The sequence below is a fragment of the Pseudomonas fluorescens genome (assembly GCF_902497625.1).
Taxonomy (GTDB): domain Bacteria; phylum Pseudomonadota; class Gammaproteobacteria; order Pseudomonadales; family Pseudomonadaceae; genus Aquipseudomonas; species Aquipseudomonas fluorescens_BQ.
Window position 1 is genome coordinate 66,576 of record NZ_CABVGX010000018.1, and the last position, 19,234, is coordinate 85,809.

The window sequence follows — 19,234 nt, forward strand, 5'->3', positions numbered from 1 at the left end:
TGTTCTGCGGCTTTCTGGCGAAAGTACGGTCCTAGGACAGCACAATGCCCGAAAATTCATTACGCAAACGTTAATTAATCGTCCACTGCATCGAGGAATTCGTCTACCACGGGCATCTCGCCCAATCGTGACGGAATGTTTAAGCCGAAATGCAGATAGGCATGCCGCGTTACCACCCGCCCCCGCGGAGTGCGCATGATGTAACCCTGCTGGATCAAATAGGGCTCCAGCACGTCTTCAATGGTGTGACGTTCTTCACTGATCGCCGCGGCAAGGCTATCGACCCCGACGGGCCCGCCATCGAACTTCTCGATCATAGTCAACAGCAAGCGTCGATCCTGATGATCGAAACCTCGCTCGTCGACATCCAGCAGATTCAGGGCCAGGTCGGCAATCGGTTTGGTGATGTGCCCCTTGGCCCGGACCTCGGCAAAATCGCGCACCCGTCGCAACAGACGGTTGGCGATCCGCGGAGTTCCACGGGCACGTCGGGCAATTTCAAAGGCGCCTTCGGGATCCAGTGGCAAACCGAGGATGGTTGCCGAGCGACTGACGATGGTTGCGAGGTCGGCGGTGCTGTAAAACTCCAGCCGCTGAACGATGCCGAAACGATCGCGCAACGGGTTGGTCAGCATGCCGGCACGGGTGGTCGCCCCTACCAGCGTGAAGGGTGGCAAATCCAGCTTGATGGAGCGTGCCGCTGGCCCCTCACCGATCATGATGTCGAGCTGAAAATCCTCCATCGCCGGGTACAGCACTTCTTCTACGATCGGCGACAGACGATGGATTTCATCGATGAACAGCACATCGTGCGGCTCGAGATTAGTCAGCAATGCCGCCAGGTCACCGGGACGCTCAAGCACAGGTCCCGATGTGCTTTTGATCGAGACGCCCATTTCCTGCGCAATGATGTTGGCCAGCGTGGTTTTACCCAGGCCTGGCGGGCCGAAAATCAGCGTGTGGTCCAGGGATTCGTTACGACCGCGCGCCGCCTGAATGAACAGTTCCATTTGCTCACGAACGGTCGGCTGACCAATGTATTCGGCCAGGCTGACAGGACGGATCGCCCGGTCTTGCACCTCTTCACGGTCACGGGGGGCAGGCGTGGCGGCAATCAGACGGTCAGCTTCAATCACTTAAATCATTCCCTTCAGGGCACGGCGAATCAGGTCTTCACTGCTCAAGCCTTTCTCCTTGATCGCGGAAATCGCCTTGCTGGCTTCCTGTGGCTTGTAGCCCAGAGAAATCAGCGCGCTGACCGCGTCATTTTCGGCAGTTGCGACGGCTGCCGGCGCATCCGGCCCGTCCGGCTGGTTCGGCACAAGGGCAAACATCGCCGGCACGGTTTCCCACGCCTTGAAGCGATCCTTGAGCTCAACCAACAGACGCTCGGCGGTTTTCTTGCCCACCCCCGGCACCTTGGTCAGCGCCGAGGTGTCCTGGGATTGCACGCACCGCACCAGCTCATCGACTTCCAGACTCGACATCAAGGCCAGCGCCAGTTTCGGGCCTACCCCATTTAGACGGATCAACTCGCGAAAGAAGTCTCGCTCACGCTTGCTCGCGAAACCATAGAGTAACTGCGCGTCTTCGCGTACGACCAAATGGGTGTGCAGCGTCAGCGGTTCGCCGACCGACGGCAGGCGATACAGCGTAGTCATGGGCACTTCCAGCTCATACCCCAGACCGTTTACATCCAGAATCAGGTGCGGCGGCTGTTTCTCAGCCAAGGTGCCGCGCAAGCGTCCAATCACGTTTCAGATCCTTGAGCGTTGGCCAACCAAGGGCTGGCGACTGACAGAACAAGGGTTTCGCGCCGACGACCCAGGCGCAAAACCCTCATCCCTTTAAAATGACTGCTGATGCTATCAGAGACGCAGGCGCCCGCCACGACTGCGTGCGGCTCCCAAGCCGTGTGGTAACAGACTGGAGCGAGTGTGGGCATGACAAATGGCGATCGCCAGGGCGTCCGAGGCGTCGATCTGCGGTTTGCTGGTCAATTTCAGCATATGCATGACCATCATTTGCACCTGTTCCTTATTCGCCGCGCCGGTGCCGGTCACGGCCTGCTTGACCTGGGTCGCAGTGTATTCGGCAATTTCCAGGTTTTCTTCGGCACCGGCAACGATGGCCGCGCCGCGCGCCTGGCCGAGTTTCAACGCAGAATCGGCGTTACGCGCCATGAACACTTTTTCGATGCCCATGGTGACCGGGCCGTAGGTCTGAATGACTTCACGGACGCTGCGATAGACGATTTGCAGCCGCTCGTGCAGCTCGCCTGAACCGGTGCGGATGCACCCGGACGCCACGTAAACACAGCCGCGCCCGGTGTCGCTTACCACGCCATAACCGGTGATGCGCGAACCGGGGTCGATGCCAAGTATTAAAGTCATAACGCCTGCAGGTTGGGTAAAGCACGAAATACAGCTACACGAACAACAAATGTGGGAGTAAGCCTGTGTGGCGAGGGGCTTGCCCCCGTTGAGTTGCGCCCCCCTCACTTGATGGAACTACTGATACCCAACGGGAGCAAGCCCCCTCACCACAAGTCGCTCCCGCATTGGATCTTGGTCGCCCCTTAGCCTAGCTGAGCGGCCACGTCTTCCGGAATATCAGCATTGGAATAGACGTTCTGCACATCATCCAGGTCTTCGAGCATGTCGATCAGCTTGAGCACCTTCTCGGCACCTTCCAGATCCAGTTCGGCGCTGGTTGTCGGCAGCATGACGATTTCCGCATCATCGCCCTTGAACCCGGCCGCTTCCAGCGCATTACGCACGGAATAGAAACCGGCGAACGAGGTGAACACGTCAATGGACCCGTCTTCCTGAGTCACTACGTCATCCGCATCAGCTTCCATGGCCGCTTCAATCAGCGCGTCTTCATCGACGCCCGGCGTAAAGGAAATTTGCCCCTTGCGCTCGAAAAGATAAGCCACTGAGCCGTCGGTGCCGAGGTTGCCGCCGCACTTGCTGAATGCGTGGCGCACAGCAGCTGCGGTGCGATTGCGGTTGTCGGTCATGCACTCGACCATCACCGCCACACCGCCTGGCCCGTAGCCTTCGTAGGTCAGTTCGACCATGTCATCGGTATCGGCAGCACCGGCACCGCGAGCAACGGCGCGATCGATGATGTCGCGACTCATGTTCGCACCAAGGGCCTTGTCCAGTGCCAGACGCAGGCGCGGGTTGGAACCCGGGTCACTGCCGCCTTGACGCGCGGCGACAGTCAGCTCACGAATCCACTTGGTGAATATCTTGCCTTTCTTGGCATCCTGACGCTCTTTGCGGTGCTTGATGTTCGCCCACTTGGAATGGCCAGCCATAACACAACTCCGAAATTCTCTAGAAACCTTATCAACCCCGCCCCAGGCGGTCTTTTCTCTTTACTGCAGCTCTTGTAACGCAAAGGCGCATCCGAAGATGCGCCTTTGACTGTGTAAAACCCTATCGCGCTTTCACGCAGCAGCCTTACTCAGCCTTCGGCGTCTCGCGCAAACGGATATGCAACTCGCGCAGAGCCTTCGCATCTACAACACCCGGTGCCTGCGTCATCACGTCGGCAGCACTCTGGGTTTTCGGGAACGCGATCACTTCACGGATCGACTGGGCGCCGGTCATCAGCATCACCAGACGGTCAAGGCCGAAGGCCAGACCACCGTGTGGCGGCGCGCCATATTTCAGGGCGTCGAGCAGGAAGCCGAATTTCTCTTCCTGTTCCGCTTCGTTGATGCCCAGCAGACGGAATACCGATTGCTGCATTTCCTTGCGATGGATACGGATCGAACCGCCACCCAGCTCGGTGCCGTTCAAGACCATGTCGTAGGCCCGGGACAGAGCGCCAGCCGGGTTGGCTTCGAGCTCTTGCGGCGTGCATTTCGGCGCGGTGAACGGGTGGTGCAAGGCGCTGAAGCTGCCGTCGTCGTTCTCTTCGAACATCGGGAAGTCGACGACCCACATCGGCGCCCACTTGCACGTCAGCAGGTCGAGGTCGTGACCCAGCTTGATCCGCAGTGCGCCCAAGGCTTCGCTGACGATCCTGGCCTTGTCGGCACCGAAGAACACGATATCGCCATCGACCGCACCCACGCGATCCAGGATCGCGTTCAGGTTTTCCAGCGGAATGTTTTTGACGATTGGCGACTGCAGCCCTTCAACACCGTTGGCGCGCTCGTTGACCTTGATGTACGCCAGGCCCTTGGCACCGTAGATGCCGACGAACTTGGTGTAGTCGTCGATCTGCTTGCGCGGCATGCTCGCCCCGCCTGGAACGCGCAACGCAGCGATACGGCATTTCGGGTCATTGGCCGGACCACTGAACACCTTGAAGTCGACTTCCTTGAGCTGATCGGCCACGTCTACCAGTTCCAGCGGGTTACGCAGGTCTGGCTTGTCGGAACCGTAGCGGCGCATGGCTTCTTCGAAGGTCATGTGCGGGAATTCGCCGAACTCCAGGTTGAGGACTTCCTTGAACAGGTTGCGGATCATCTGCTCGGTCAGGCCCATGATCTCTTTTTCATCGAGGAAACTGGTCTCGATGTCGATCTGGGTGAATTCCGGCTGACGATCGGCGCGCAGGTCTTCGTCGCGGAAGCACTTGGCAATCTGATAGTAGCGGTCGAAGCCGGCCACCATCAGCAATTGCTTGAACAGCTGGGGCGATTGCGGCAAGGCAAAGAAGCTGCCGGCGTGAGTACGGCTCGGCACCAAATAGTCACGTGCGCCTTCCGGCGTTGCACGGGTCAGGATCGGCGTTTCGACGTCGAGGAAACCATTCTCGTCGAGGAAGCGACGGATGCTGGTGGTCATGCGCGAGCGCAGACGCAGCTTCTCCGCCATCTCCGGGCGACGCAGATCGAGGAAGCGATACCGCAGGCGAGTTTCTTCGCCGACGTCGGAGAACTCGTTGAGCGGGAACGGCGGAGTTTCCGACTCGTTCAGCACTTCCAGTTCGTAGCCCAGCACTTCGATCATGCCCGACGCCATGTTGGCGTTGGTGGCACCGGCCGGACGCAGGCGAACCTTGCCGGTGATCTTCACCACATATTCGCTGCGCACGCGATCGGCGGCGGCGAAACTTTCGGCGCGATCGGGATCGAACACCACTTGGGCCAGACCGTCACGATCACGGATATCGAGGAAAATCACCCCACCGTGGTCACGGCGACGGTGAACCCATCCGCAAAGGGTAATTTCCTGGCCTTCCAGGCTTTCGTTCAGTTGGCCGCAATAATGGCTGCGCATCATGGTCGTGGTCACTTCTCGTAATTCGAAATTCGGTTTGAGCCCTTGCACCCATCAAACTGCTGGACGATGCAAGAACCCGCACGTATGGATCAACCCGGCTCCAGGCCCTAGTCAGCTTTGTCGCCGCCGGCCAGGTTCTTCTTGGAACCGGTCTTGAAATCGGTCTCGTACCAGCCGGTACCGCTAAGGCGGAAGCCCGGCATGGACAGCATCTTTTTCAGCTCTGGCGCCTGACAGGCAGGGCAGTCGACCAGCGGTGCTGCGCTGATCTTTTGAATGGCTTCCAACTGATGACCACAGGAAGCACATTGATAGTCGTACATCGGCATGGGGGTTGTCTCGGCGATCAGATTGCTACCGCGCACGCTGGGTTTTGCGGCAAAGAGCGGGATTATATCCATTAAATGCAGCCCGTGCAGCCGTAAGTCCGCACAGACTGCCACTGGCTGCTGTCACCTGGTCAGGCCGTGATCACGCGATTTCCTTCATTCAGGCTATGGACGACGCAGACAACCCGCACCAGCCCACTGAAATTTTTTACGCCACCGTGCCGCAAGTGCACTTCACGGTCCACGTGCGAGAGTAGCGAACTGATCGAACAGCAATTGACCTTGGCCATCTCGGCGAGAATATCCCAATAAACCTGCTCCAACCGCAGACACGTGGCAAAACCATTCAAGCGCACTGATCGTGACAACGGCTGCGCCAGCCCCATATCGAATTCCCGGATAAACGGATCGACCCTTGCGTCCTTAAGTGATCCGACCCGGTTCGCTTTTCGTCCGTCTTCATAAACCATATCGCTGACACTCCTTTGCCATTTCCGGTTTTCTAGAACTCTGTTGCCAGTCCTATAAAAACGCAGGCGCGAAGTTATCTCCAGATGACTTTATGACCGTCAACGTAGGATAAACCAACAACTTCAGGCGGATAGTGGAGAGCGTCCTAGTCCAGAGGATTTCCTACACAAACATGGGAAGTTTCATTCAACCGGCGGTGGATAAAACGATTGCGCGAACAACGCCAACGGGCATCATTCGCGCAACGCGGTTACTGATCCAGGAGCGAGCGCAACATCCACGCGGTTTTCTCGTGAACCTGCATACGCTGGGTCAGCAGGTCTGCCGTCGGCTCATCACTGACCTTGTCGAGCAGCGGGAAGATACCGCGAGCGGTGCGCGTGACCGCCTCCTGACCCTCCACCAGTTGCTTGATCATGTCTTCGGCGCTTGGCACACCCTCTTCTTCCTTGATCGAAGACAGGCGTGCGTATACCGAGTAAGCACCAGGAGCTGGAAAGCCGAGCGCACGAATACGCTCGGCGATTGAATCGACGGCCAGCGCCAACTCGTTGTACTGCTCCTCGAACATGAGATGCAGCGTCCGAAACATGGGGCCCGTGACGTTCCAATGAAAATTATGGGTTTTCAAATAAAGTACGTACGTGTCTGAGAGCAGACGAGAAAGCCCGTCAACAATGGACTTGCGATCTTCTTCGCTGATACCGATATCAATTGCCATGTTTTTTCCCCTGAAAGGTGGTCATATTCATCGGACAGATGCACGACCACTCTAGCAAGCCTGTCGCCACACTGCAGCCCTGGGCACCCCTTGGCAGTGCGACAAATTGCCATGCGCACACCGCTGGACTGCCTGATTTGAGTAGCCACCAGCTTTGCTGTTAAATAGGCGGGGTGTCGCCGACGCCTATTTTTCCGGGCCCTGCGCATAGGCTGATACCGGGTACGTGTCCAACGCCTCTTTTTATCCTGGAGCGAACCGCACCTCCATCAGCTCTTCCTTGTGATCCGTCTTAACGTGAGTTAATCAAAATGTTGAAAATCGTTCACTTGCTAATGGGCGCAGCTGCCTTGTTGCTGTCCTTCATCCCGAGTCTGGGATCCGACGCCGTACCTTACCTGCAACAACCCGATGCGCTTTATCTGGCCTTTTTCGGCCTGCTCAACCTCACCCTCGCGCCTGTCATCCCGTACTGGAACAAAGGCCCGCGCCATCAATTGCAAAACCTCGTCAGCGTATTGCTGGTACTGGCGGTGGCGTTGCAAACCCTGGCGCTGCTCGCGCCGATGCCGTTCATCGCCGATCAACCGGCCGTGCTGTTCAGCCTCGTTGTTGCACTGATCGCCGTTCTTCTGCACCTGGCCATCAGCTTCTACAGATCGTCACCGGCTGCGGCCTCGCCAAACTACGACATGACTAACCGCGATACCGGCACCGTCAAGTGGTTCAACACGTCCAAGGGCTTCGGCTTCATCTCCCGTGATTCGGGCGATGATATTTTCGTGCACTTCCGGGCCATTCGTGGCGAAGGCCACCGCGTTCTGGTCGAAGGCCAGCGCGTGGAGTTCTCCGTGATGAACCGTGATAAAGGTCTGCAAGCCGAAGATGTGATTGCTGCGTTGCCGCGACGCTGATTCGCCCCCCAAAAAAAACCGCGACTCGTCGCGGTTTTTTTTGCCCTTCATTAATGACAGGCACCTTGTTCCTTAATAATGCGGCGGTGGCGCTTCCTCTTCGGAAGACTCGAACTGCCCGACCATTTCTTCTTGCCGCTTGAGCAGTGCCGCCATTTGTAGCTGCAGTCGCTCGACCTCGCGCTGCTGGACTGCCAGCACATCGCTCAACGCCTGGATGGTGTCATCCTGAAAAGCCAGCTGGCTTTCCAGATCGGTAACGCGATGCTCCAGATTCATGAACCATCCTCCAAAAACGTGAAATCATTGGTCAACACCAGACGCAAGCGCTCGCGAATCGCTGCGACCTGCTCTGCGTCATAGGGTTCGGCCACATGCTTGCCCCAGACTGGAGCGGGCCATGCCACATCATCACGTTTACGCACAATCACATGCATATGTAACTGGCTGACCACGTTCCCCAGCGCCGCAACATTCAACTTATCGGCGTCGAACGTGTCTTTGAGAATTTCTGCCAACGCCGTGGTTTCTTGCCACAACTGCAGTTGATCAGCGACATTCAACTGAAATATCTCACTGATAGCTTCGCGTCGCGGCACCAGGATGAACCAGGGATAGTTCGAGTCATTGGACAACAGCAATCGGCAGAGCGGAAAGTCTCCGATCGCAAGTGTGTCTTGTTGAAGCCGTGGATCTAAGGCGAACACTATGTGCACTCCGTGTTGTCATCAATTCCAGCTTGGAGGCGCCCCGCGAGACGACGCATCAAGCGACAGGACTCAAGCATACCTGCGAACGGGTTCAGCTTCACGAAATCGCGAGTCATTGATGCGCACTTCGCGCCCCGACACGAGCCGTTATTTGCGCCTATGCACCATTTCGGCCCCTGTGTTACCGAATGCGCGCACAGAATCGCAGGGGAACCGTCTGCCGTCCGCTTGCCGCCATGGACCGCGAGGAGAGAATCCGGTGACACACAGATTTTTTTTGCACCAAAACCGAACATTGCGTCTACGCTCAGTGCGGCAGGCATCCGCCATTTACTCACTGAAGGGTGAACGGGTAACGTTTTTTGTTGTCGCCTCAGCCGGGTGGTCGAACCACCACACTGGCAAGGATGCCGTCAAGCATGATTAAAAGCGGCGTGTAACCCCCGGTTTTATGGGGTTTTTACCAACGCCGAACGACTTCTCGAAAAAAAAATCCAGAGGGTGGAGTTTTGAGCACGCTTGTTGCATCACCCCACACATCGCCTCTTAAGCGGCCGCTGGAAGTGGAGCGCTCAGAGGCTAATAAATAAACGTGGCAGGGCTGCCCGGCGGAGATCCACACGTGTTGCCAAGGGACTCCTTTTTAACGATGACCAAGCCTGGAAATACCGGTGCTGAAGTTGTCAAAAAGCATTGTATCGGGGCTTTAAATTTGCGACGTCTACCCAACTGTTTGCGACAGGGTCGTAAAGAAGTTGAAAGGTCAGATTAGCAAGTATCGCCAACAAGGTCGGCGTGATATAAGTTTGCGTCGACACAAAAAGAAAGAGCCGCCCAGATAAAAAAACAGGTGGGACGGCAGTACTCTTCTAAAAACCAAAGGAGCAAATCACGATGCGCGTGATGAAGTGGAGCATAATCGCACTGGCTGTTGCAGCAGGCACCTCGCAGTTCGCAGTAGCTTCCTCTCAAGAGGAATCCAAGGGCTTTTTTGGCGATCAAAGCCTTAAGCTGAAAACCCGTCTGCAATACATGAACCGTGACTTCCGTAATGGCGCCGGCAACATTTCCAATGGCGACGGTACGTTCAAAAGCGGTTACCGCGAAGATACCGGTATCAGCCAACTGCTGACCTACGAATCGGGCTTCACTCAGGGCACCGTTGGTTTTGGTCTTGACGCCATGGCCATGGGCTCTGCACGTCTGGACGGCGGCGAAGGCCGTACCGGTAACGGACTGTTCGCCAACAATGACGACGGCGAGCCAGAACACAGCCAGGGTAAAACCGGCGCTGCGGTCAAACTCCGCCTCTCCGACACCACGCTGAAATACGGTAACCAATTCGTAGCCAGCCCGGTCTTCGCTACCGATGACAGCCGTCTGCTGCCAGAAGTCGCAACCGGCACCCTGATCACCAGCAAAGAGATCGAAGGTCTTGAGCTGAGCGCCGGTCGCTTCACAGCACTGAGCGCACAAACCGGTATGGGCAGGGACTCCATTAACGGCCGCCACACTCAGGGCCTGACCAGCGCCAACATCGTGGGCGCGACCTACCAGTTCAACGACAGCCTCGTGGGTACTGTTGCAGCGTCGGATATTGACGAGTACTTCAAGAAACAGTACGTCAACCTGAACTACACCTTGCCGATCGCCGACGCCCAGTCGCTGAACTTCGACTTCAACGGTTATCGCACCAAGGGCCAAGGCCAGGAACGTGCCGGCAACGTCGACAACAAAATCTGGTCCCTGGCTGCTGCCTATAGCCTCGGCGCACACAAGTTCACTATCGCTCACCAACGTTCCAGCGGCGACGCTGGCTACTACTACGGTGTAGACGGCGGTAGCGCTGTGTTCCTGGCCAACTCCATCCAGATCTCCGACTTTAACGGTAAGGACGAGCGCTCCTGGCAGGCTCGTTACGACATCAACATGGCGGAGTTCGGTGTTCCGGGCCTGAGCTTCATGACCCGTTACGTCAAAGGTGACAACATTGACACCGGCGGTGATTCCGACAGCCAGGAAACCGAACTGAACTACGAGGCCAAATACGTGATGCAAGAAGGTCCTGCAAAGGATCTGTCTTTCCGTCTGCGTAGCGCCGTGTACCGCGCCAACAGTGATTACAACAACGACAACAACGATGTTCGTGTAATCATCGAGTACCCGCTGAGCATCTTGTAATAAAGATGTGAGTCGGCGATAACTCAGAGCTTTGCTCTAATCCGAAAACCGCCCCCTTCTTTGGAGGGGGCGGTTTTTTTGCGTGACTGGTTACCGACAAAAAAGCCCGAAAGAATAATCTTTCGGGCTTTTTGCGTTTTACTGCCGTGGAAAACAGGAGTTGATTACTGCGGCGCAGCTTCCTGAACAACGCGTATCACTCGTTGCGGAAACGGGATATCGATGTCTGCCGCCTTCAAACGATCACGAGCCTGTTCATTGAACATGAACATCACACTCCAGTAATCGCCGGTTTTAACCCACACGCGCAGGGAAACGGTAATGGAGCTGTCGCCCAACGTAGAAATTACCGCCTCGGGCGCCGGGTCAGCCAACACCCGAGGATCCTTGGCCAGCTCCAGCAATACTTCCCGGGCTTTTTGCAGATCGGCTTCATAATCGACGCCGACATCAAACACCACCTTGCGCGTCGGTTGACGGTTGGTGTTGGTGATGATGCCGTTCGACAGATTGCCATTGGGCAGGATGATGGTTTTATTATCGCCAGTGCGCAGTACGGTGTGGAAGATCTGGATGCTGTCAACGGTACCGGCCACGCCCTGCGCTTCGATCCAGTCACCAATGCGGAACGGACGGAACAGCAGTATCAACACGCCACCGGCAAAATTCGCCAGACTGCCCTGCAACGCCAGACCGATGGCCAGACCCGCGGCACCAATTGCGGCCACGAATGAGGTGGTTTCCACACCTATCATCGACGCCACGCTAACAATCAGCAACACCTTGAGGATGATGTTCGCCAGGCTGCTGATAAACCCTTGCAGCGCCAGGTCGGCATTGCGCAATGCGAGCAGACCTCCCAGTTTCTGCGTCACTTTGTTGATCAGCCACCAGCCGATGGCCAGCGTGATGACGGCCAGCAGGACACGGCTGCCGTATTCCATGATCATCGGGATCCAGGCTTGGGACGCCTTGACCAGGTGATCCATTTCAGCATTCAAATCCATCTACGTTCTCCTGATTTGCGTCTAACCCGGCAGAAAATGAACGACAGAAGGTCGAACCCGAAGGCTCAACCGTCCCTGCCGGTACTTGGGCCTCGGACGCCGAAAACGCCGAGAGGTTCCACCTGAAGGTCAGTCGCGGAAGTTGTTGAATTGCAGCGGCATGTCGAACGTCTTGGCGCGCAAGGCGGCGATCGCTTCCTGCAGGTCGTCACGTTTCTTGCCGGTAATGCGCACTTGCTCACCCTGAATGGCGGCTTGCACCTTGAGCTTGGCGTCCTTGACGTGCGCGACGATTTTCTTCGCCAGCTCTTTGTCGATACCTTCCTTCAGGACAGCTTCCTGCTTCATCAACTTGCCCGAAGCGTACGCATCCTTGACTTCAAGGCACTGCACGTCGATTTTGCGCTTGACCAGCGCCAGCTTGAGGATCTCAATCATTGCTTCGAGCTGAAAATCGGCTTCAGCAGTCAAGTTGACGGTGAGCTCTTTTTCCTTGAATTCGAAGGTGCCTTTGCCTTTCAGGTCATAACGACGATCGAGTTCCTTGACGGCGTTTTCGACCGCGTTGGTGACTTCGTGTTTGTCCAGTTCGGATACCACGTCGAACGACGGCATGTAATCTCTCCAGTAAAGGGCGGTTCGCTGTTGATCGAACACGCCTGGCTTGCGGTTAAAATCCGCGCTGATTATAACGGTCTTTTCAATCATTCACTGAGAGCCTCGAATGCGCGCCTCAAACAGAGCAAAAAGCTGATGTCCACCCTTTGGCATGTTCTGGGGGCCGGCAGTCTCGGCACGTTGTGGGCGACACGTCTGGCCCGGGCCGGGCAGCCGGTGCAACTGATCGTGCGGGACGCGGCGCGTCTCAAGGCGTATCAGGCGGCGGGCGGCCTGACGCTGGTGGAGCAAGGCAAAGCGACGACTTACGCCGTGCCCGCCGAGACTGCCGACAGCAGCGAGCCGATCCGGCGTCTGCTGGTCGCGTGCAAAGCCTACGATGCCGAAAAGGCCGTTGCCCAACTGGCCCTGCGTCTGACCCCGGACGCCGAGGTCATCCTGCTGCAGAACGGTTTAGGCAGTCAGGACGCGGTGGCGGCGCGAGTGCCGCAGGCACGCTGCATCAGTGCTTCAAGCACCGAAGGCGCGTTTCGCGACGGCGAATGGCGCGTGGTGTTTGCCGGCCACGGCTATACCTGGCTGGGGGACGCCAGCCATCCGGACGCGCCGATCTGGCTCGAAGACCTCACCACCGCCGGTATTCCTCACGAATGGAGCCCTGACATTCTCACCCGGTTATGGCGCAAACTGGCGCTCAATTGTGCGATTAACCCACTGACCGTGCTGCACAACTGCTGCAACGGCGGCTTGCAGGATCATCGATGCGAAGTGGCCACGCTCTGCGCCGAACTCGCTGAATTGCTCGAGCGTTGTGGTCAGCCGGCCGCTGCAGAAAACCTGCAGCAGGAAGTCGAGCGAGTGATTCACGCCACCGCCGCCAATTATTCCTCGATGTATCAGGATGTCAGCAACCAACGGCGCACCGAAATCAGCTATTTGTTGGGACATGCCTGCAAAGTCGCTGCTCGACATCAATTGAATTTGCCGCACCTTAATCAATTGCAACAGCGACTGATCAATCATCTGCAAAGCCTTGGATTGCCCAGCGACTGAGCAGCGGCTACGCTGCCCACTTGTTCCTCAGCAGCGAAAAACCTGATGCCACTGCGCCAGCGTCTCGAAAACCTTCCGGTCGGCCAGAAACTCCTCGCCGCACTTTTGGTGTTGTTGACCACGGTCCTGCTGGTCGCCAACCTGACCTTTATCAGTGCCGCGTATTACATCTCCCAGGAAAGCATGGCGCCGCAGGCGCTGCAGACCATTGGCCGGCTGGTTTCCAACCCGAGCCTGATATCTGACGCACTGAAATCGCCGCAAAGCGCAGAGCGTCTGCTCAACGAACTCAACAGCTATTCACCGTTGCGCGCCGCCGCTCTCTATGACGGCCAGGGTGAGCGTCTGGCGCAATTGCAAAATGGCGAAAAACTGAGATTGCCCGGGCACTACCGGCAGATCGAATCCTGGCAGGCCACCGAGTTTCGCAGTAACCAGATCATCACCCTGCCCCGCCCCGGCACGGCACCTGGCCATCTTTTACTGGTGGCCAGCAGCGAACTGCCGATGGCGTTTTACACCGGCACCCTGACCGCCAGTCTCGGCATTCTGATCTTCAGCGTATTGCTATGGCTGGTGATCGCCCGGCAGATCAAACGACTGATCACCCGGCCGATCCATCAGCTGGAAGAGCTCTCCCGCCAGGTCACTCGGGAGGAGAACTACGCACTGCGGGCTTCGCGCGGCAATCATGATGAAATCGGCAGCCTTGCCGAGGCGTTCAACACCATGCTCACTCGCATCGAAGCCCGCGAGCACCAGCTTAAACGCGCACGCGACGACTCCCAGGCCGCTTATGACCAGGCTCAGGGCCTGGCCGAGGAAACCCGTCACACCAACCGCAAGCTGGAACTCGAAGTCCAAGTGCGCAGCAAGATCGAGAAGAAACTCACCGGTTTCCAGAATTACCTGAACAGCATCATCGACTCCATGCCCTCGGCGCTTATTGCCCTGGATGAGCAACTCTACGTGACACAGTGGAATCAGGAAGCCAGCGCCCTGTCCGGCACGCGCCTTGATGAAGCGCTGAATCAGCCGATCTTCCTCGCCTTCGAACCGCTGAAACCGTTTTTACCGCAACTTAAGCAGACCGTGGAACAACATACGGTGGCGAAAATCGAACGCGTAACCTGGTTCAAGGATGACGAAGCCAGGCACTACGCACTGACGTTTTACCCGCTAATGGGCGGGGCCGGGCGCGGAGTGGTGATCCGCATCGACGACATCACCCAGCGTCTTTCACTGGAAGAAATGATGGTGCAGTCGGAAAAGATGCTCTCGGTCGGTGGCCTGGCTGCGGGCATGGCCCATGAAATCAATAACCCGTTGGGGGCCATCCTGCACAACGTGCAGAATATTCGCCGTCGCTTGTCTCCCGACCTGCCCAAAAATCTTGAGCAAGCCGAGCTGATCGGCATAGAGCTGGACACCGTGAACAAGTACCTGCAAGCGCGAGAAGTGCCGCAGTTACTCGACGGCATTCAGCAGGCGGGCGCCCGCGCGGCAAAGATCGTCACGCACATGCTCAGCTTCAGCCGCCGCAGCACCCGGCAGATGGCGCCGTGCGACTTGCCGGCGCTGATCGACCAAGCCGTGGAAATTGCCGGCAATGACTTTGACCTGGCGATCGGTTTTGACTTCAAGGGTCAGGCCATCATCCGCCAATTCGATCCCGCATTGGGGCCGGTACCCGGAACCGCCAACGAACTGGAGCAGGTGCTGCTCAACCTGTTGAAAAACGCCGCACAAGCCATTCACCAACGCGAAGATGATCGCGAACCGGGGCGGATTATTCTGCGGACGCGGCTGAACCCGCCGTGGGCGGAAATCCAGGTCGAGGATAACGGCATCGGCATGAGTGAAAACGTGCGCAAACGCACCTTCGAGCCATTCTTCACCACCAAGGAGATCGGCCAGGGCACCGGGCTTGGCCTGTCGGTTTCCTACTTCATCATCACCAATAACCACAAAGGCCAGATGGAAGTGCAATCATCGCCAGGCCAAGGTACCTGTTTCACCCTGCGTCTGCCTTTGGCGAGCACCCCGCTCGTCTCCGAAGAAATCAATCAAACAACGAGGTAAACCATGGGCTTTCGCTTGTCGAAGATATATACCCGCACCGGCGACAAAGGCGAGACCGGACTGGGCGACGGCCGCCGCGTGCCCAAGGACCATCCGCGCATCGAAGCGATCGGCGAAGTTGATACGTTGAACAGTCAGGTCGGCGTATTGTTGGCCGGACTGGCGGTAGAATCGGCTGTCTATCCGGGGCTTGGGGAAGTGATCGAAATATTAGCGCCGTGTCAGCACCGGTTATTCGATCTTGGCGGCGAATTGGCCATGCCGGAATATCAGGCCCTGAACGCTTCGGAGATTGAGCGCCTGGAGGCGGCGATCGATGTGTGGAACGAGGAACTGGGGCCGCTGAAGAACTTCATTCTGCCTGGTGGTTCGACGCTCATCGCCCAGGCGCATGTATGTCGAAGCCTGGCACGCAGTGCCGAGCGACGCTGTCAGCATTTGAACGCGGTCGAACCTTTGGCCGGGGTGGGTTTGGCGTATATCAATCGGTTGTCGGATTTGCTGTTTGTGGTGGCGCGGGTGATTGCGCGGCGCCAAGGTGTTGCGGAGATTTTATGGCAAGCGGCGGTGAAGCCTCAGGAATAAACCGCGCCTGTAAAGCCACTTACGCGAGCAGGCTCGCTCCCACATTGGATCTGTTTACGCCACTAACCCTGTGGGAGCGAGCCTGCTCGCGAAGAGGCCAGCTGCTACACCAATGAATCAGGCCAAAACGCGCGGATCCCTGCGACACCTTGTGCCCCGGCCGCCCAGGCTTTGTCCTGCTCGGCCGGGCCAACGCCTCCCAGCAAAAATACCGGCCTGCTGAACCCTTCAATCAGTGTCGAAGCCTGCTCCCAACCCAACGGCAGTGCATCCGGATGCGTCTGGGTCTTTTGCACCGGCGACAGAGTCACAAAGTCCACGCCCATCTGCTCCGCCAACGCCAACTCTTCAGCGTTATGGCAGGACGCCGCCAACCAGCGTGAGGCTGGCAACGGCCGCCCGGCGCCAGCGTACTTGCGCAGTTGCGCCGAAGTGATATGCCAACCGGCCGATGGAAAATCGCCCAGCCATTCGAGGGGCCCTTTGATCATCAACTGCGCCTTGCCGGCACACAGCCCTGCCGCATCCACCGCCAGATCACGGTATTTCGGATCGTAGCCGTTCGGCGCCCGCAGCTGGATCAGTTTGATGCCGCCGGCGATCGCCTTCTGAATGCCGCGCAACAGCGCCGGCGTTCCCAGGTCTTGCGGAGTAATCAAGTATTGCGCAGGCAAGCGAGCCGCCGCGACAATCGGCTGATTGGCGGCCGGAAAGTCGTAACTCGGCAGATCACGCGGGGCGACCCATTCCAGCGGCTGGCCTTCGGCGCCATGGGGCTCGCCGGTAAAAGCCGAGACTTCCCAGACATCCAGCAACACTTGCTTGTCCGGGTAGTCATGGTGAATCTTTATCAACGGGCGTGCGGCACTGACCGCAATCCCCAATTCCTCTTCAAGCTCTCGGGCCAGCGCGATCTCGACCGATTCATCCGCCTCGACCTTGCCGCCGGGGAACTCCCACAGTCCGCCCTGATGTTGGGAATCGGCACGGCGGGCGATGAGGATTTTGCCATGGTCGTCGCGGATGACGGCGGCAGCTACGTGAACTCGTTTCACTGCCCGACCTCCTGCAGACCTGCCTGTTGCCACGCCTTGAAGGCAGGCCACTGATAGATCGTGTTGATGTAAGCCTCGTCTTCGTCGCCGACGTTTACCTGATAGGTACGCAGGCGCACGGCAATTGGCGCGAAGAACGCATCGGCAAGGGTTGCGCGACCGAACAGGAACGGGCCGCTTTCGCTCGCCGCGGCGCGGCACTCGGCCCACAACGCCAGCATGCGGTCGATGTCCGTCTGCACTTCAGCCGACATAGGCGACAGCATTGCATCGTGACTGAGGTCGAATGGCATGTTGCTGCGCATCGCGACAAAACCACTGTGCATTTGCGCACAGGCCGAGCGCGCCTGGGCACGGGCCGCAACGTCGGCCGGCCAGAGCTGGGCGTCGGGGAATTGTTCAGCGAGATATTCGGCGATCGCCAGGGAATCGGCGATGATGCCGTGTGCGGTTTTCAGCAGCGGGACTTTCGCGGTGGGCGAATGCTTGAGCAGCTGTTCACGGGTGTCGGGCTGGTTGAGTTTGATCAACTCTTCGGTGTAAGTAGCGCCGGCCAGTTCAAGGGCCAAAGCGCCGCGCAGGGACCAGGAAGAATACAGTTTGTCGCCGATGATCAGGTGCAGGCTCATGTTCGGGACCTTTTGATGAAGAAAACAGGCCAGTCTGAGTGGTGACTGGCAGTCCGCCTTCGCGAGCAGGCTCGCTCCCACATTAGATCCTGCAACAAACACCTTTTGTGTTCACTGAGATCCCTGTGGGGATTCTGCAGCAGGCACCTTTGGTGTTCACTGAAATCCCTGTGGGGATTCTGCAGCAGGCACCTTTGGTGTTCACTGAAATCCCTGTGGGGATTCTGCAGCAGGCACCTTTGGTGTTCACTGAAATCCCTGTGGGGATTCTGCAGCAGGCACCTTTGGTGTTCACTGAGATCCCTGTGGGAGCGAGCCTGCTCGCGAATGAGACGACTCGGTATAGAAAGCGTTAAGTACGATACTCAGCGTTGATCTTCACGTACTCATGGGACAAATCCGTGGTCCAGATGGTTTCGCTGCAATCGCCGCGTCCCAGTTCGATGCGGATGGTGATTTCTTCCTGTTGCATCACCGCTGCGCCCTGGGCTTCTGTGTAAGTCGCGGCGCGCGCGCCTCGGCTGGCGATGCAGACCTCGCCGAGGAACACGTCGATCTTGCTAACGTCCAGGTTCGGTACGCCGGCGCGGCCAACGGCTGCCAGAATCCGGCCCCAGTTCGGGTCGGAAGCGAACAGCGCCGTCTTGATCAATGGCGAGTGCGCCACGGTGTACCCGACGTCCAGGCATTCCTGATGGTTGCCGCCGCCGTTGACCTGCACGGTGACAAACTTGGTCGCGCCTTCGCCGTCGCGAACGATGGCCTGGGCGACGTCCATGCACACTTCGAATACAGCCTGCTTGAGCTTGGCGAACAGCTCACCGCTTGCCGAGGTGATTTCCGGCAATGCCGCCTGGCCGGTCGCGATCAGCATGCAGCAGTCGTTGGTCGAGGTGTCGCCGTCGATGGTGATGCGGTTGAACGACTTGTTGGCGCCGTCGAGCAGCAGGTCTTGCAGCACGTCGCGCGCAACTTTGGCGTCAGTGGCGATGTAGCCGAGCATGGTCGCCATATTCGGACGAATCATGCCCGCGCCTTTGCTGATGCCGGTGACGGTGATGGTCACGCCGTCATGCTGGAACTGGCGGCTAGCGCCCTTGGGCAGCGTGTCGGTGGTCATGATGCCGGTGGCCGCCGCTTCCCAGTTATTCACCGACAGGTCATCGAGCGCGGCTTGCAGCGCGCCTTCGATCTTCTCGATCGGCAGCGGCTCGCCGATGACGCCGGTCGAGTACGGCAGCACCAGACTGGCGTCGACGCCGGTCAACTCAGCCAGTCTGGCGCAGGTGCGTTCGGCGGCGGCCAGGCCAGGTTCGCCGGTGCCGGCGTTGGCATTGCCGGTATTGGTCAGCAGGTAACGCACCGGTCCTTGCACACGCTGTTTGGCTAGGATCACCGGCGCCGCACAGAAAGCATTCAGGGTAAACACGCCGGCCACGGTGGAGCCTTCGGCACAGCGCATGACCACGACATCCTTGCGCCCCGGGCGCTTGATGCCGGCCGAGGCAATACCGAGTTCAAAACCGGCAACCGGGTGCAACGTTGGCAAAGGACCAAGACCAACAGCCATGAATGCGCTCCTTATCAATGATGTCAGCACCGTTTTCAGGAATAACGGTGGTTTGAATGGCAA

The 19,234-nt window shown here is 58.0% G+C and carries 20 protein-coding genes; 5 read left to right on the plus strand and 15 right to left on the minus strand.

Annotation, left to right across the window (positions count from 1 at the left end):
- Nucleotides 1–74 precede the first annotated feature (74 nt).
- The 8 genes from ruvB to F8N12_RS13135 form a co-directional block, all read right to left on the minus strand.
- Nucleotides 75–1,136 (minus strand): Holliday junction branch migration DNA helicase RuvB, encoded by a 1,062-nt coding sequence (ruvB, locus tag F8N12_RS13100; protein ID WP_028621917.1) that lies wholly within the window; start codon nt 1,134–1,136, stop codon nt 75–77.
- On the minus strand, nt 1,137–1,754 hold the full coding sequence (gene ruvA / locus F8N12_RS13105) for a Holliday junction branch migration protein RuvA (protein WP_150580797.1): 618 nt from the start codon (nt 1,752–1,754) through the stop codon (nt 1,137–1,139).
- A 114-nt stretch (nt 1,755–1,868) separates the two neighbouring features.
- Nucleotides 1,869–2,393: a crossover junction endodeoxyribonuclease RuvC gene (gene ruvC / locus F8N12_RS13110; RefSeq protein ID WP_064679389.1), complete on the minus strand. Its 525-nt coding sequence runs from the start codon at nt 2,391–2,393 to the stop codon at nt 1,869–1,871.
- 185 nt (nt 2,394–2,578) lie between these two features.
- Nucleotides 2,579–3,325 (minus strand): YebC/PmpR family DNA-binding transcriptional regulator, encoded by a 747-nt coding sequence (locus F8N12_RS13115; protein ID WP_150580798.1) that lies wholly within the window; start codon nt 3,323–3,325, stop codon nt 2,579–2,581.
- A gap of 145 nt (nt 3,326–3,470) precedes the next feature.
- Nucleotides 3,471–5,246 (minus strand): aspartate--tRNA ligase, encoded by a 1,776-nt coding sequence (gene aspS, locus F8N12_RS13120; RefSeq protein WP_150580827.1) that lies wholly within the window; start codon nt 5,244–5,246, stop codon nt 3,471–3,473.
- A gap of 107 nt (nt 5,247–5,353) precedes the next feature.
- The gene (locus F8N12_RS13125; RefSeq protein WP_010457489.1) at nt 5,354–5,575 is read right to left on the minus strand and encodes an FmdB family zinc ribbon protein; all 222 of its coding nucleotides are present in this window, start codon (nt 5,573–5,575) and stop codon (nt 5,354–5,356) included.
- 131 nt (nt 5,576–5,706) lie between these two features.
- A complete protein-coding gene (locus F8N12_RS13130) occupies nt 5,707–6,045 on the minus strand; it encodes a ribbon-helix-helix domain-containing protein (RefSeq protein WP_150580799.1) in 339 nt (112 codons plus the stop codon).
- Between the two features lie 251 nt (nt 6,046–6,296).
- Nucleotides 6,297–6,767: a Dps family protein gene (locus tag F8N12_RS13135; RefSeq protein ID WP_123409287.1), complete on the minus strand. Its 471-nt coding sequence runs from the start codon at nt 6,765–6,767 to the stop codon at nt 6,297–6,299.
- A 311-nt stretch (nt 6,768–7,078) separates the two neighbouring features.
- Between F8N12_RS13135 and F8N12_RS28115 the strand changes: the two genes are divergently transcribed.
- Complete coding sequence (locus tag F8N12_RS28115) at nt 7,079–7,681, plus strand: cold-shock protein (RefSeq protein ID WP_150580800.1); 603 nt, start codon at nt 7,079–7,081, stop codon at nt 7,679–7,681.
- Nucleotides 7,682–7,753: 72 nt separating this feature from the next.
- Here F8N12_RS28115 and F8N12_RS13145 read toward each other — a convergent pair whose 3' ends face one another.
- Both F8N12_RS13145 and F8N12_RS13150 read right to left on the minus strand, forming a co-directional pair.
- Nucleotides 7,754–7,960 carry a SlyX family protein gene (locus tag F8N12_RS13145; protein ID WP_150580801.1) on the minus strand — a complete coding sequence of 69 codons (207 nt, stop codon included), beginning with the start codon at nt 7,958–7,960 and terminating at the stop codon, nt 7,754–7,756.
- Entirely contained in the window at nt 7,957–8,388 is a 432-nt protein-coding gene (locus F8N12_RS13150) for an HIT domain-containing protein (protein ID WP_150580802.1), read from the minus strand. Before F8N12_RS13150 ends, F8N12_RS13145 begins: the two co-directional genes overlap by 4 nt.
- An 897-nt stretch (nt 8,389–9,285) precedes the next feature.
- Here F8N12_RS13150 and F8N12_RS13155 point away from each other — a divergent pair.
- Nucleotides 9,286–10,572 carry an OprD family porin gene (locus F8N12_RS13155; RefSeq protein ID WP_150580803.1) on the plus strand — a complete coding sequence of 429 codons (1,287 nt, stop codon included), beginning with the start codon at nt 9,286–9,288 and terminating at the stop codon, nt 10,570–10,572.
- Between the two features lie 164 nt (nt 10,573–10,736).
- On the opposite strand, the gene F8N12_RS13165 is transcribed toward F8N12_RS13155, so the two are convergent.
- Together F8N12_RS13165 and F8N12_RS13170 are read right to left on the minus strand one after the other, a co-directional pair.
- A complete protein-coding gene (locus F8N12_RS13165; protein WP_150580804.1) occupies nt 10,737–11,579 on the minus strand; it encodes a mechanosensitive ion channel family protein in 843 nt (280 codons plus the stop codon).
- 129 nt (nt 11,580–11,708) lie between these two features.
- Nucleotides 11,709–12,194, minus strand: coding sequence for a YajQ family cyclic di-GMP-binding protein (locus F8N12_RS13170; RefSeq protein ID WP_008029244.1), 486 nt, complete (start codon nt 12,192–12,194; stop codon nt 11,709–11,711).
- A gap of 138 nt (nt 12,195–12,332) precedes the next feature.
- Here F8N12_RS13170 and F8N12_RS13175 point away from each other — a divergent pair, with 138 nt between their 5' ends.
- The 3 genes from F8N12_RS13175 to F8N12_RS13185 are packed head-to-tail and all read left to right on the plus strand — an operon-like array spanning nt 12,333 to nt 15,917.
- Nucleotides 12,333–13,250 (plus strand): putative 2-dehydropantoate 2-reductase, encoded by a 918-nt coding sequence (locus F8N12_RS13175; RefSeq protein WP_150580805.1) that lies wholly within the window; start codon nt 12,333–12,335, stop codon nt 13,248–13,250.
- A 45-nt stretch (nt 13,251–13,295) separates the two neighbouring features.
- Nucleotides 13,296–15,332 (plus strand): HAMP domain-containing sensor histidine kinase, encoded by a 2,037-nt coding sequence (locus F8N12_RS13180; RefSeq protein ID WP_150580806.1) that lies wholly within the window; start codon nt 13,296–13,298, stop codon nt 15,330–15,332.
- Between the two features lie 3 nt (nt 15,333–15,335).
- Nucleotides 15,336–15,917: a cob(I)yrinic acid a,c-diamide adenosyltransferase gene (locus F8N12_RS13185; protein ID WP_150580807.1), complete on the plus strand. Its 582-nt coding sequence runs from the start codon at nt 15,336–15,338 to the stop codon at nt 15,915–15,917.
- Nucleotides 15,918–16,021: 104 nt separating this feature from the next.
- Here the strand turns inward: F8N12_RS13185 and F8N12_RS13190 are convergent, their stop codons facing one another.
- The 3 genes from F8N12_RS13190 to argJ all read right to left on the minus strand — a co-directional run bounded on the left by F8N12_RS13190 (nt 16,022) and on the right by argJ (nt 19,171).
- Nucleotides 16,022–16,972, minus strand: coding sequence for a Nudix family hydrolase (locus F8N12_RS13190; RefSeq protein WP_150580808.1), 951 nt, complete (start codon nt 16,970–16,972; stop codon nt 16,022–16,024).
- Entirely contained in the window at nt 16,969–17,601 is a 633-nt protein-coding gene (locus F8N12_RS13195) for a glutathione S-transferase family protein (protein ID WP_150580809.1), read from the minus strand. The genes F8N12_RS13190 and F8N12_RS13195 overlap by 4 nt, the downstream gene beginning before the upstream one ends.
- A 352-nt stretch (nt 17,602–17,953) precedes the next feature.
- On the minus strand, nt 17,954–19,171 hold the full coding sequence (gene argJ / locus F8N12_RS13200) for a bifunctional glutamate N-acetyltransferase/amino-acid acetyltransferase ArgJ (RefSeq protein ID WP_150580810.1): 1,218 nt from the start codon (nt 19,169–19,171) through the stop codon (nt 17,954–17,956).
- Nucleotides 19,172–19,234 lie beyond the last annotated feature (63 nt).

Bases quoted from the DNA above. Each gene is read 5' to 3' on its own strand.
- ruvC (WP_064679389.1), bottom strand. From the start codon at position 2,393: ATGACTTTAATACTTGGCATCGACCCCGGTTCGCGCATCACCGGTTAT.
- F8N12_RS13115 (WP_150580798.1), bottom strand. From the start codon at position 3,325: ATGGCTGGCCATTCCAAGTGGGCGAACATCAAGCACCGCAAAGAGCGT.
- aspS (WP_150580827.1), bottom strand. From the start codon at position 5,246: ATGATGCGCAGCCATTATTGCGGCCAACTGAACGAAAGCCTGGAAGGC.
- F8N12_RS13125 (WP_010457489.1), bottom strand. From the start codon at position 5,575: ATGCCGATGTACGACTATCAATGTGCTTCCTGTGGTCATCAGTTGGAA.
- F8N12_RS13130 (WP_150580799.1), bottom strand. From the start codon at position 6,045: ATGGTTTATGAAGACGGACGAAAAGCGAACCGGGTCGGATCACTTAAG.
- F8N12_RS13135 (WP_123409287.1), bottom strand. From the start codon at position 6,767: ATGGCAATTGATATCGGTATCAGCGAAGAAGATCGCAAGTCCATTGTT.
- F8N12_RS28115 (WP_150580800.1), top strand. From the start codon at position 7,079: ATGTTGAAAATCGTTCACTTGCTAATGGGCGCAGCTGCCTTGTTGCTG.
- F8N12_RS13145 (WP_150580801.1), bottom strand. From the start codon at position 7,960: ATGAATCTGGAGCATCGCGTTACCGATCTGGAAAGCCAGCTGGCTTTT.
- F8N12_RS13155 (WP_150580803.1), top strand. From the start codon at position 9,286: ATGCGCGTGATGAAGTGGAGCATAATCGCACTGGCTGTTGCAGCAGGC.
- F8N12_RS13165 (WP_150580804.1), bottom strand. From the start codon at position 11,579: ATGGATTTGAATGCTGAAATGGATCACCTGGTCAAGGCGTCCCAAGCC.
- F8N12_RS13170 (WP_008029244.1), bottom strand. From the start codon at position 12,194: ATGCCGTCGTTCGACGTGGTATCCGAACTGGACAAACACGAAGTCACC.
- F8N12_RS13175 (WP_150580805.1), top strand. From the start codon at position 12,333: ATGTCCACCCTTTGGCATGTTCTGGGGGCCGGCAGTCTCGGCACGTTG.
- F8N12_RS13180 (WP_150580806.1), top strand. From the start codon at position 13,296: ATGCCACTGCGCCAGCGTCTCGAAAACCTTCCGGTCGGCCAGAAACTC.
- F8N12_RS13185 (WP_150580807.1), top strand. From the start codon at position 15,336: ATGGGCTTTCGCTTGTCGAAGATATATACCCGCACCGGCGACAAAGGC.
- F8N12_RS13195 (WP_150580809.1), bottom strand. From the start codon at position 17,601: ATGAGCCTGCACCTGATCATCGGCGACAAACTGTATTCTTCCTGGTCC.
- argJ (WP_150580810.1), bottom strand. From the start codon at position 19,171: ATGGCTGTTGGTCTTGGTCCTTTGCCAACGTTGCACCCGGTTGCCGGT.